The organism is Curtobacterium sp. HSID17257 (assembly GCF_003989515.1).
In the GTDB taxonomy this organism is placed as follows: Bacteria; Actinomycetota; Actinomycetes; order Actinomycetales; family Microbacteriaceae; genus Curtobacterium.
This window is the reverse complement of sequence record NZ_RBLU01000010.1, coordinates 48,098-59,371: the sequence shown is the minus strand read 5'-3', so window position 1 is coordinate 59,371 and position 11,274 is coordinate 48,098. Positions and strand designations below refer to the sequence as shown.

The window sequence follows — 11,274 nt, the reverse complement described above, 5'->3', positions numbered from 1 at the left end:
GGGGACGGGGAGCGCGAGGTCGGCGACGCGGGCGGCGTCGGCGGGACTGAGCCGGACCGACACCGGGACCGCTGCGTCGACCGAGGCGAGCGCACGTCGGACGGTGGCCTCCGCGCCGGGGGTGTGGAGTGCCTCCAGGCCGTCGTCGTCGCCGGTCACGGCGTCGTGGCGACCCGACCGGATCACGTGCCCCACGACGGCCTCGGCCAGGTCGAGGGCCGCGTCGACCAGGGACTCCTCGGCGTCACGCAGGACCGGCGCGACCTGGGAGAGCATCGCGTTCGTGGCGGCGTCGAGCACCTGGACGCGGCGGACCGTCTCGGCCTGCAGCGCGGCGAGTCGTTGGGCGTGCTCGGCCTCGAGCCGGGCGTGCAGCGTGGCGGTCTCGGCCTGCGCGGCACGGAGGCCCGCGGCGTACCCGGCGGCGTGGCCGCGCACGTCGGCGGCCGCTGCGAGGTCGCGGGTGGTTGCGTTCCCGAGCACCGGGAACGCGACGCGCTGGACGGTGACGTCAGTCAACGAGCTCGTCCTCCTCGGCGCGGTGGACGGTGATGGTGCCCTCGGCCTCGAGCTCGCGGACGGAGCGGACCACCTCGGCGCGCGCTTCCTCGACCTGCGAGACGCGGACCGGGCCCATGGCCTGCAGCTCGTCGTCCAGCAGCTGGCGGTTGCGCTCGGAGACGTTCGCGCGGATGGTCTCGACGACCGGGGCCGGCGCGCCCTTCATGGCGGTCGCGAGGAGCTTCGAGTCGATGCCGCGCAGGACCTGCTGGATGTCGCGGGACTCGAGCTTGACGATGTCCTCGAAGGTGAGCATGCGCGAGCGGATGTCCTCGGCGAGCTCCGGGTCCCGCGCCTCGAGGCCGTCGAGCACGGCCTTCTCGGTGGCGACGTCCGAGCGGTTGATGATCTCGACGAGGGGTGCGATGCCGCCGACGACCTCGACGCTCTCGCGCGGGGACACCACGGCACCGGCGCGCTGCCGGAGGACCCCGGCGACGATCCCGACGGCCTCCGGGGTGGCAGTGCCCATCGTCGCGAACGCCTGGGCGACGTCGGTCCGCACGCGGTCGTCGACACCGGCGAGCACCGCGCTCGCCTGCCCGGGGCGCAGGTGCGCGAGCACGAGCGCGATGGTCTGCGGCAGCTCGCCCTCGAGCAGGCTGACGACCTGGCCGGGCTCGGCGTCGTCGAGGAACTCGAAGGACTGCCCGGCGAGGTTCGACGCCAGCCGGTCCATCACGCCCGCGGCGCGCTCGGAGCCGAACGACGCCTCGAGCAGCCCGAGCGCGGCGTCCTTGCCGCCGCGCTTCTGCACGCGCCCGCGCTGTGTGATGCGGTGGAACTCGCTCATCGTGCGGTCCACGACGCTGTCGTCGACGCGGCGCATCCGGACGATCTCCGCGCTGATCTCCTCGGCCTCGAGCTCGGTGAACTGCTTCATCACCTCGGCGGCGCGCTCGGTCTCCATCTGCATGAGGATGAGCGCGACCTTCTGCGCGCCGGTCAGGGTGCGCTCGGCCGCCCCGCTGCCGGCGGGGACCGGGACGAGGGCGTTCACACCGGCGACCGGTCGTCGAGGAGTCCGCGGAGCAGGTCGGCGGTGCGCTTCGGGTCGCGCTCGGCGAGTGCGGAGATCTCCTGACGGCGACGTTCGGCACTGATCTCGTCGGTGGTCAGCACCTCGGTCGGGGCGTCGTCGTGCGGCAGGGTCGGCAGCGCGACGGTCTCCGGCTCGACGGCCGGGATCGCCAGGTCGTCCGCGCCGAGCGGCAGCTCGAAGGTCTCACCGGCGAAGACGTCGAGCTCGCCGACGTCCACGGCCTCGCGGGACTGACGACGGGCACGGCGGGCGAGCACGATCGCGAGCACGATCGCGGCGGCGAGGACCGCGAGCACGATGCCGGCGGTGCGGATGGCCGACCACATCGCCTGCTGCTGCTCGGTCTGCTGCTGCTCCTCGAGGGCCTTCGCGGCGTCCTTCGCGGCGGAGTCGTCGAAGTCCATCATCGCGACGCGGACCTGGTCACCGCGGGTGTTGTCGGCACCGGCAGCTGCGGACACGAGGTCGTTGATGCTCTGCAGGTTGGCGTTCTGCACGGAGTCCGCGCGGGAGTTCAGGGCGACCGAGATCGTCTGCCGCTCGACACCGCCCGCGGGGATCTGCGTCGTCTCGGTGGTCTTGTCGACGGCGTTGTTCTTGGTCGCCGACTCGTTCTTGTAGCCGTCGTCGCCGGTGGCCGTGCCGTTCGCGTTCGTGCCGCCGGCGGTGCCGTTCGGGACCGCGATGTTGTCCGGGCCGAGCACGCCGGTCGCGCCGGCACCCGCGCCGGAGCCGGAGCCGTACTGCTCGGTCGTGCTCGACTCGTTCAGGGCGACCGGACCGCTCGTCGGCTGGGCGAAGCTCTCCGACGTCCGGGTGCCGGACTGCTGGTTCATCGTCGCCGAGACGACCACGCTGGCGTTTCCCGGGCCGAGCGTCGTGTCGAGCAGGTCCTGGATCTTCTTCCGGGTGCTCGCGTCGTAGTCGGCCGCCTGGTCCGCGCCGCTGCCGGTCGCGCCGGTCCCGACCGCGGAAAGGGTCTGGCCCTTCTGGTCGACGACGGAGACGTCGGTGGGCTGCATGCCCTCGACCGCTGCGCTCGTCAGGTGCACGATCGACTGCACCTGGTCGGTGGTGAGCTGCGCGCCGTTCTCGGTCGCCACGAACACCGACGCCGTCGGGTCCTTCTCCTCGGCGACGAACACGGTCTTCTCCGGGATCGCGAGCTGCACGGTCGCGGCCTTCACGCCGTCCATCGACGAGATCGTCTTCGCGAGCTCGCCCTCGATCGCGCGCTTGTAGGTCACGTCCTGCTGGAACTCCGAGCTCGTCACGCCCATCTTGTCGAGCAGCGAGTAGCCGCCCTCGTTCGACGACGGCAGGTTGTTCGACGCCGCCTTGAGCCGCTCCGAGTACACCTTGTCCTGCGGCACGAGGATCGTCGCACCGCCGTCGGTCAGCTGGTACGGCACACCGTCGGTCGTCAGCTGGTCAGTGATCGAGCTCGCGTCCGCCGCCGCCAGCCCGGTGAAGAGCGGCGCGTAGGACGCCTTGCCGAGCCAGCTCGCGAGCGCGATGCCGCCGAGCACGAGTGCGGCGACACCGATCAGCGCGATGGTGCGCTGTGCGGCGGAGAACCCCTTCACGTAGGCGACGATGCGCCCCCACGTGTTCTGCATCGCGGCGGGCATCAGGCCTGCATCCGCATGATCTCGTTGAACGCGTCGACGCCCTTGTTGCGGACGGCGGCGACGAGCTCGAGGGTGACCTGGGCGCGGGTGGACGCGATCGTGGCGTCGTGGATGTCGTCCAGGTTGCCCGTGACAGCCTTGAGCGCCAGGGTCTTCGAGTTGCTCTGCAGCTGCTGCAGCCCGTCGACCGCGTTGCCGAGGCTCGCCGCGAAGCCGTCACCGCCGGCGGTCGGCTGGACCGCACCGTCGCCCGCCGCTCCGGCTCCCGCGGCACCGCCGAGCGCGCCGGTACCGGTCGCGGCGTCGGCGGCACCCGCGAAGGCGCGGGTCATGGCGTTGGTGGTCACACCGTTCAGGGCGTCGATGGGCATCAGTTCTTCCCGATCTGCAGTGCCGCCTCGTAGGCGGTCTTGGCACGGTCGACCACGGCGGCGTTCGCCTGGTAGCCGCGCTGGGCCATGATGAGGTCCGCCATCTGCGTACCGAGGTCGATGTCCGGCATGCGGACGTACCCTTCGGCGTTCGCGAGCGGGTTGTCCGGGTCGTAGGTCACACGGCCGGCGGCGCTGCCGAACGCCGCGCCCTTGACGTAGGCGCCGGACGTGCCGGCACCCTCCTGCACCTCGACGTAGCGGGCCTGGAACGCGGAGTCGTCCATGGACCGCACGGTGTTGACGTTCGCGATGTTGTCCGAGATCGCGTCGAGCCACTTCCGGTGCACGGTCATGCCGGTGCTCGCGATGCCGATCGCGTCGAAGGTCGTCACGAGTTCGTCCGCATCGCTGCGCGGAGGGCCGTGGCCTCGCCGCCGACCGCCTGGGTGGCGAACTGGTACCGCAGGACCGTGTCGACGTTCGACAGGGTCTCCTGGTCGAGGTTCACGTTGTTGCCGATCTCGTTCGTCGGCTCGAGGCTGCGCGCGACGGTCGGCGTCGTGTGCCCGTCACCGTGCACGATCGACTGCGCGAGGGCGTCCTCGAAGCGCACCTTCTCGGCGTGGTAGTTCGGCGTGTTGATGTTCGCGACGTTGTTCGCGATGGTGCGCTGCCGCAGCGACAGCCCGTCGAGCGCGCTCTGCAGCGCGACGCTCGTCACGGAATCGAACACGGGTGGCCCGTCCCCTCGGTGTGCGACGTCGTGCGACGTCGCCGATTGGCGGTGGCCGATCCGTGGCCGAACGAGTGAGCGATCCGTGCTCGCGGGGCGCTGTCGGCGGCGGCGGTTGGGGCGTTAGGGCTCGCCCCGAACGGGGGGCGGGGGGCTCGCGCGGCCCGGTCGCGTGCTCGGGTGCTCGCCGTGTGGCCGGGCCGCGCGCCGCTGTGTTGCGACGATGCCGCTGTCGTACGACGACGCATCTGTCGTCTCGCCCGGAGACGCGCGACGACCTGCGACCGGAACGACGGAACCGCTGTCGTACGACGACGCATCTGTCGTCGTGCTCGCTCGGGCTGTCGCCGGTCCGGCTCAGGCGGAGGCGTCGAGGTACACGGAGCCGCGCGGCTCGTCCGTCGCCGCGACCTGCCGGAGCGCACCGAGGTGCTCCAGGGTCTGCCGCCGCTCCGTCTCGAGCGCCGACATCCGGTCGTGCTGCGCCGCCAACAGCCGGGAGGCACGACCCACCAGTGCGCGCGGCACCGGTCCGAGGGCGGTCGGCTCGGCCCACGGGGTCGCGTCGAGGACGATCGCTGCGGTCTCCACGCTGCCGTCCGTGGTCGCGTCCGTCGCCGTCGGCCCGCTTGCGGTCAGCTCCCGTTCGAGGGCGTCGAGCACTGCCGCCCACTCGCTGTGGACGGCGTCGGCCGTGGTGTCGTCGAGGGCGTCAGGCGACACCGAGGGCTCCCCCGCTACCGACCTGCGGTGCCTGGGTCGACGGCAGCGCGGCGGCGGCCTCGTGCCACGACTGCCGCAGGGGCTCGAGGATCCGGATGCAGTCCCGCGTGGCCTGCACGTCGCGGTGCACGTTCGCCGTGATCAGGGAGGTCGACGCGTAGTTGTAGATCGCGAGGAGTCCCTCGCCGCCGTCCCACACGTCGATCCGGAGCGTGGACGACAGCTCACCGACGATCGCCTGGGCGTGCAGGAGCTGCTCGCGTGCGGCCTCCCAGTCGGACGCGGTCTGCGCGGCCTCGGCGCGGTGCAGGTCGAGGAGCAGCCGGTCGTAGAGCATCGTGACGAGCTGTGCGGGCGTCGCCGACAGCACGGCCTCGTTCGTGTACTGCGCGCGGCGCTGGTCGGTCACCGTGCGGGGCTGCGCGGCCTGCCGGAAGGCGGCGGACTGCAGGTCGAAGGCGTTCATGGTCGTTCCCGTCACTTCGACGTCGATGCCAGCTGGCTCGAGAGCCACGCCGACTGGGACTGGAGCTTGCTGAGGCTGGTCTCGAGGGCGGAGTACTGCGCCTGCAGCGTCGCCCGTCGTGCGGTCAGCCGGTCCGACCAGTTGTCGATCTGGGTCGTCAGGTCCTTCGCGACCGACTGCTGCCCGGTGATCGAGGTCGTGATGGACCCCGTGTACTTGTCCGACGCTGCCGTCGCCGCAGCGCCGACGTTCGTCGCGACGCCGGACAGCATGGCCTGCGTGCCCTGCGGATCGTCCGCGAGGGCCTTCTGGAAGACCGCGGCGTCGAAGCTGAAGGTGCCGTCCTTCTGGATGACGATGCCGATCGACGACGGCGACTTCCCGTTGACCGGGGTCGACATCGTCGTGGTGAGGCGCTGCACCGCGTCGCGGGTCGTGCCGTCCCCGGTCAGGACGCCGGCCTTCGTCGACGTCGTCCCGGTGGTCGGACTCGTGGTGCTCGTCACCGCGGTGTTCGTCGCGTAGTACGAGGTGATGGCGTTGAACGCGTCGACGAGCCCGGACGCCACGGCCTGGGCCTTCGTGGTGTCCTGCGCGACCGTGACGGTCACCGGGTCCGTCGTGGTCTGCGTGACCGTGACGTCGAGCCCGGGGAGCAGGTCGTCGAACGTGTTCGTGGCGCTCGTCACGGTCTGCGCCGCGGCGGTGCCCGCCCACAGCGTGACGCTGGCGTCCTTGCCCTGCGTGACGACCGCGGCACCCGGCTGGGCGAAGACGTTCGTCGCGGTACCGGCCGTCACGTCGTCGGACGAGCCGCGGTAGAGCGTGAAGGAAGCCGCGGCGCCGGTCTTCGTCGCGCTGAGCTGCAGGCGGTAGAGCTTCGTGCCGTCGGTGTCGGTGCCGGCGGCGACCTTCGTGGCGGTGACACCCGCGCCGGCCTTGTTGATCGCGGTCACGGCGTCGTCGAGCGACCCGGAGGCCGGCGTGACGGTGGTCTTCTTCCCGTCCGCGCCGACGAGCGTGAGCGGTTCCGCGGCAGGCGCCCAGGTGGGCATCGCCGCGGTGACACCGACGTGTGCGGCGGCGGTCGACCCGACCTGGAAGCTGACCGAGCCGGCGGAGGCCGTGGCGTCGGTCGCGACGGTGACACCGGTGGACGAGCTCGTGGCGCCGTACACGTCGAGCGAGGTGGCCTTGGCGGCGTCGCCGGCCTTCGTCGCGAGGGTCTGCACCAGCGAGTTGATGGTCTGCAGCGACGACACGAACGAGTTGGTGTCGGTGAGCTTGTTCTTGAGCAGGGTCTGCGGGACCTGCTCGATGGTCATCAGCGAGTTGATCAGGTCCGAGGTCTTGAGACCGCTGACCAGACCGTCGATCGCGAGACTGTTGCCCGAGACGGACGACGTCGACATCGCGGGGCTCCCTGTCGTCGGGGGTGGTCGTGGGTGTGGTGGCGCCGCCGTCCGGAGGACTCGAACTCCTCCGGACGACGGCGTCGGTGGTGCTAGCGGAGGAGCGAGAGCACGCCCTGGGTGCTCTGGTTCGCCTGCGCGAGCATCGAGGTGCCGGCCTGGCTCAGGATGTTGTCGCGGGTGTACTTGACCATCTCCTGCGCCATGTCGACGTCGGTGATGCGCGAGCTCGCCGCGGTCAGGTTCTCCTTGGCCACGTTCGTCACGTTGATGGCGTGGTCGAAGCGGTTCTGGACCGCACCGATGTTCGAACGAGCAGCCGACACGTACGCGATCTCCGTGTCGATCGCCGTGATCGCCTTCTGCGCCCCGTCGGCGGTGCTGAAGTCGAGCTTCTTGGTCGTGCCCGCCGTGGCGTCGTCGTCCACCGTCAGGTTCGCGGCGATGTCCTTGACGCTGGACTTCGACAGGTCGACCACGATCTGGCTCGACGTGTCTCCGTTCGCGCCGACCTGGAAGGTCAGCTTGCCGGTCCCCGTTCCGTCGTCCGCCGTCGCCTTGGTGGTCGCGGCCTTGCCGTCGAGCAGCTTGATGCCGTTGAAGTTCGTCGAGTCCGCGATGCGGCCGAGCTCCTGCTGGAGCTGCCCGACCTCGGTCTTGATGGCGTCACGCGACGTCTCGTTGTTCGAGTCGTTACCGGCCTGGACGGCCAGGTCGCGCATGCGCTGGAGGATCGAGTGGGTCTCGGTGAGGCCACCTTCAGCGGTCTGCACGACGGAGATGCCGTCCTGCGCGTTGCGGGCGGCGACCGTGAGGCCACCGACCTGCGACTTGAGTCCCTCGGAGATCGTCAGGCCCGAAGCGTCGTCGGCAGCACGGTTGATGCGGAGACCCGTCGAGAGCTTCTCGAGGGACTTCGACAGGTCGTTCTGCGTCGAGTTGAGGTTCCGGTACGTGTTGAGTGCCGAGAGGTTGGTGTTGATGGACATACCCATGGTGGTTTCCTCCGTGAATCCTTGGGTGGTGGTGCCTGCCCGTCCATGGGCTGACATCCGTGACTCTCGGCAGGTTCGCCGAGGTCGTTAGGTGTCGGCGAGGAAATCTCCTCGCCGAAGATCAACTGGCCGCCACGGCCGTCGGCGCCGACGCGTCCTGCACCGCCCGGGCCACCCCGGCGGCGGCGTTCGCGGCGACCCGCGCCAGGTACGCGCTCCGCCGTGCGGCGGTGGTGCGGGACACCGGCTCGACCACCGTCCCGTCGCCGTAGTGCTCGGCGAGTCCGTCGCGCAGGAGCCGCATCGCCTCGGACCGCTGCTGGGACACCGCGGAGTGCGTGATCCCGAGCTCGGCGGCCACCTCGGTGACCGAGCGGTCGCCGAAGTAGACGTTCTCGACCACGAACCGCATCCGGTCGGGCAGCGCGGCGACGGCGGCGCGCAGGTAGCGGCGCTTCTCGGCCTCGAGCAGGTCCTCGCCGGGCAGCGGCTGGTCGGACGCGATGACGTCGTGCACGGTCTCGTCGATCGTGCCGACCGTGCGGCCCGCGTCGGACATGGCGTCGGCGGCGGTCTGGCGGTCGACGCCCATCGCGTCGGCGATCTCCTGCACGCCGACGGACCGACCGAGTCGGGCGGACAGGGCCTCCTGCGTCGCGAGGGTCTCGCGGATCCGCTTCCGGGTGCCGCGGGAGGCCCAGTCGGCGGAGCGCATGTCGTCGGCGAGGGCACCGGTGATCCGGGTGCGGGCGTACGCGCCGAACGGCACGCCGAGATCCGGGTCGAACGCCTCGGCGGCGGCGACGAGTGCGAGGGACCCGACGGCAGCCAGGTCGTCGCGGTCGAGGTGGGTGGCGCGCGCACGGACGTCCGACACGATGTAGCCGACGAGCGGCAGGTGTTCCACGATCATCGCGTTGCGTGCGTTCCGGTCCATTGGCTTCCCCTGGTCGACGTGCTGACTGACCCGTCCGTGGGCGCGACGGACACCGGCCCTCGGGAGGCCGGTGCGGTCGACGAAGAACCACCCGGTTCCCTCCGGGCGGCGCACCCGCGCCCCTGCGACGCGGTGCCGGGGCGGACCCCTGCGGTGCGATCCGAATGTATCGGCTGGGAAGTCCCCGGTGCCGGCTGTGAACGTCCCCAGTGCGGGGGGACGCGGGGTTCCGACGGTCCGCACTTCGGCGGACACACGGGCCGGAACGGCCGTTCTTGTCCCCCGGTCTGGGTGACGACGCGTCCCCCGACGACCCGGCCTGGAGGCGCAACTCGCGACCACGGAACAGCATCCGCCCGCCTCGTGGTCGCGTCCACCGCCCTGGTCCGCTTACGACCGGCGCAGCGGCGTCGATAGTCCCCGCTGTCCACCGGAAGGCGGACCGGCACGACCCGACCGTCGCCGACACCGATCCCGAACCGGGAGGAGCCATGAGCGTGAACGACCTGTCCGCCGTCCTCTGGCGCGAGCGTGAACTGCTCGAACTGCTCACGTTCAAGCTCGAGGAGGAGCAGCTCCTGCTCGCCGCCGGGCGCTCCCGCTGGGTGTCGCACGCCAGCCGCGAGGTCGAGCAGGTGCTCGAACGCCTCCGCAGCACCGGACTCGAGCGGGCCGCGTCGAGCGCCGCCGTCGCCGAGGAGTGGGGCGTCGACCCCGACGCACCGCTGCGCGACGTGGTGGCCGCTGCCCCGAACGGCCCCTGGGGCGAGATCCTCGCCGCGCACCTCACCGCGATGGTCGAGCTGACGACGCAGATCGGCGCGCTCCGCGACGAGAACGACCGCTTCCTCCGTACCGCGACGCAGGCCACCGAGGAGACCCTCGCCGGCTCGGTCGGCGACGCGTCCACGTACGACGCCTCGGGCAGCTCCGGCTCCCGCTCCGACGGCGCACGCCTGTTCGAGGGGACCCTGTAGCACCGTGGTGAGCACCTTCGGATCCCTCGCGACCGCCTACTCCGGCCTGACCGCGGCCCGTGCGGGCATCGACGTCACCGGGCAGAACATCGCGAACGCCGGCACCGCCGGGTACACCCGTCAACGCGTGACGCAGTCGTCGGTCCCCGCCGTCCAGACCGGCTTCGTGCACGGCACCGCGGCCCTCGCCGGCCAGGGTGTCTCGGTCGACGGCATCGCCCGTCTCGGCTCCCTGACGCTCGACGCCGGCCTCCGCACCGCGACCGGCTCCTCGGCGTGGGCACAGACCCGCGCGTCGGGGCTCTCGGCGATCGAGGACGGCCTGCACGAACCCGGGAAGAACGGCCTCTCGGCGCAGCTCGACGTCTTCTGGTCTGCCTGGAGCGACCTCGCCGCGCACCCCGACGACGCGGGAGCGGCCTCGACCGTGATCGCCGCGGCGTCCACCGTCGCGGGCAGCCTGGCCACCGGTTCGAAGGCCCTCGACACGCAGTGGACCACCGTCCGGTCGACCGCCGCGACCCAGGTCGACCAGCTCAACGGCGCCGCCGCGCAGGTCGCCGACCTGAACGGGCAGATCCGGTCGGCCCTCGCCGCCGGCGGCAACGCGAACGAGCTGCTCGACCAGCGCGACCAGCTCACCCAGCAGATCGCCGGACTCGCGGGCGGCACGGTCCGGACGAACACCGACGGCACCGTCGACGTGCTCCTGGGCGGCAACCCGCTCGTGCAGGGCGACACCGTCCGCACCGTCGCACTCGACGGCGGCACCCGGCTCGGCGACGGGACGGCCGTCGCCCTCCGCTGGACCTCGGGCAGCGCCAGCACGGTGACACTCGACGGCGGCTCGATCGGCGGTGCGCTCTCGCTCCTCGCCCCGGCCTCCGGCGGCACCGGCGGCGCGATCGCCGAGGCCTCCGCCGCGTACGACCGGGTCGCGACCCGGCTCGCCGAGACCGTGAACGCCGAGCACGCGAAGGGCACCACGCCCTCGGGGGCCACCGGTCAGCCGTTCTTCGGCCTCGCCACGGGCACACCGGCGGCCCAGGGACTCTCGGTCGTCCCGACGGACGGCAAGGGCCTCGCGACGCGGAACGCGGCGGGGGAACTCGACGACTCGTTCGCCGACACGCTCTCGCGACTCGGCGCGGTCGCCGGGGGTGCGGACAGCACCTGGGCGACGTTCGTGGCGGGGGTGGGCAGTGCCTCCCGGACGGCCACGTCGGAGGCGACGCTCACCGGACTCGCCCTGACCAGCGCACGCACGCAGCAGCAGTCCGGGGCCGGTGTGGACCTCGACGAGGAGAACGTGGCCCTGCTGAGCTACCAGCACGCCTACCAGGGCGCGGCGCGCGTCCTCACCGCGGTCGACGAGATGCTCGACACGCTCATCAACCGCGTCGGACTCGTCGGGAGGGGCTGA

Annotated in this window: 13 protein-coding genes; 2 read left to right on the top strand and 11 right to left on the bottom strand. The window is 71.7% G+C overall.

Translation table 11 applies throughout. From position 1 onward, the window contains the following. The 11 genes from D8M35_RS16335 to D8M35_RS03625 all read right to left on the bottom strand — a co-directional run. Nucleotides 1-519: hypothetical protein (locus tag D8M35_RS16335; RefSeq protein WP_153257427.1), on the bottom strand; the 519-nt coding region annotated here is incomplete at its 3' end. After that, complete coding sequence (fliG, locus tag D8M35_RS03670) at nt 512-1,561, bottom strand: flagellar motor switch protein FliG (RefSeq protein ID WP_126890615.1); 1,050 nt, start codon at nt 1,559-1,561, stop codon at nt 512-514. The genes fliG and D8M35_RS16335, both read right to left, overlap by 8 nt. Further along, nucleotides 1,558-3,234 carry a flagellar basal-body MS-ring/collar protein FliF gene (gene fliF / locus D8M35_RS03665; protein ID WP_126890614.1) on the bottom strand — a complete coding sequence of 559 codons (1,677 nt, stop codon included), beginning with the start codon at nt 3,232-3,234 and terminating at the stop codon, nt 1,558-1,560. Before fliF ends, fliG begins: the two co-directional genes overlap by 4 nt. Continuing rightward, the gene (gene fliE / locus D8M35_RS03660) at nt 3,234-3,605 is read right to left on the bottom strand and encodes a flagellar hook-basal body complex protein FliE (protein ID WP_174234682.1); all 372 of its coding nucleotides are present in this window, start codon (nt 3,603-3,605) and stop codon (nt 3,234-3,236) included. Before fliE ends, fliF begins: the two co-directional genes overlap by 1 nt. After that, the gene (locus tag D8M35_RS03655) at nt 3,605-4,000 is read right to left on the bottom strand and encodes a flagellar basal body rod protein FlgC (protein WP_224442989.1); all 396 of its coding nucleotides are present in this window, start codon (nt 3,998-4,000) and stop codon (nt 3,605-3,607) included. Before D8M35_RS03655 ends, fliE begins: the two co-directional genes overlap by 1 nt. Further along, nucleotides 3,997-4,341, bottom strand: a complete 345-nt coding sequence (locus D8M35_RS03650) for a flagellar basal body protein (protein WP_126890613.1) — start codon at nt 4,339-4,341, stop codon at nt 3,997-3,999. The genes D8M35_RS03655 and D8M35_RS03650 overlap by 4 nt, the downstream gene beginning before the upstream one ends. A 357-nt stretch (nt 4,342-4,698) precedes the next feature. After that, a complete protein-coding gene (locus tag D8M35_RS03645; RefSeq protein ID WP_126890612.1) occupies nt 4,699-5,064 on the bottom strand; it encodes a hypothetical protein in 366 nt (121 codons plus the stop codon). Then, nucleotides 5,054-5,545: a flagellar export chaperone FliS gene (fliS, locus tag D8M35_RS03640; protein ID WP_238638076.1), complete on the bottom strand. Its 492-nt coding sequence runs from the start codon at nt 5,543-5,545 to the stop codon at nt 5,054-5,056. Before fliS ends, D8M35_RS03645 begins: the two co-directional genes overlap by 11 nt. Then, nucleotides 5,542-6,942, bottom strand: a complete 1,401-nt coding sequence (fliD, locus tag D8M35_RS03635; RefSeq protein ID WP_126890611.1) for a flagellar filament capping protein FliD — start codon at nt 6,940-6,942, stop codon at nt 5,542-5,544. Before fliD ends, fliS begins: the two co-directional genes overlap by 4 nt. A 92-nt stretch (nt 6,943-7,034) precedes the next feature. After that, nucleotides 7,035-7,937, bottom strand: coding sequence for a flagellin (locus tag D8M35_RS03630; RefSeq protein ID WP_126890610.1), 903 nt, complete (start codon nt 7,935-7,937; stop codon nt 7,035-7,037). A gap of 121 nt (nt 7,938-8,058) precedes the next feature. Next, nucleotides 8,059-8,874: a sigma-70 family RNA polymerase sigma factor gene (locus D8M35_RS03625; protein WP_126890609.1), complete on the bottom strand. Its 816-nt coding sequence runs from the start codon at nt 8,872-8,874 to the stop codon at nt 8,059-8,061. 491 nt (nt 8,875-9,365) lie between these two features. Between D8M35_RS03625 and flgN the strand changes: the two genes are divergently transcribed. Together flgN and flgK are read left to right on the top strand one after the other, a co-directional pair. Beyond that, nucleotides 9,366-9,851 (top strand): flagellar export chaperone FlgN, encoded by a 486-nt coding sequence (gene flgN, locus D8M35_RS03620; RefSeq protein ID WP_126890608.1) that lies wholly within the window; start codon nt 9,366-9,368, stop codon nt 9,849-9,851. Between the two features lie 7 nt (nt 9,852-9,858). Beyond that, the gene (flgK, locus tag D8M35_RS03615; protein ID WP_126890607.1) at nt 9,859-11,274 is read left to right on the top strand and encodes a flagellar hook-associated protein FlgK; all 1,416 of its coding nucleotides are present in this window, start codon (nt 9,859-9,861) and stop codon (nt 11,272-11,274) included.

Coding starts and splice junctions, on each gene's coding strand:
- flgN (WP_126890608.1), top strand. CDS start 9,366: ATGAGCGTGAACGACCTGTCCGCCGTCCTCTGGCGCGAGCGTGAACTG.
- fliF (WP_126890614.1), bottom strand. CDS start 3,234: ATGCCCGCCGCGATGCAGAACACGTGGGGGCGCATCGTCGCCTACGTG.
- fliE (WP_174234682.1), bottom strand. CDS start 3,605: ATGCCCATCGACGCCCTGAACGGTGTGACCACCAACGCCATGACCCGC.
- D8M35_RS03630 (WP_126890610.1), bottom strand. CDS start 7,937: ATGGGTATGTCCATCAACACCAACCTCTCGGCACTCAACACGTACCGG.
- D8M35_RS03625 (WP_126890609.1), bottom strand. CDS start 8,874: ATGGACCGGAACGCACGCAACGCGATGATCGTGGAACACCTGCCGCTC.
- fliD (WP_126890611.1), bottom strand. CDS start 6,942: ATGTCGACGTCGTCCGTCTCGGGCAACAGTCTCGCGATCGACGGTCTG.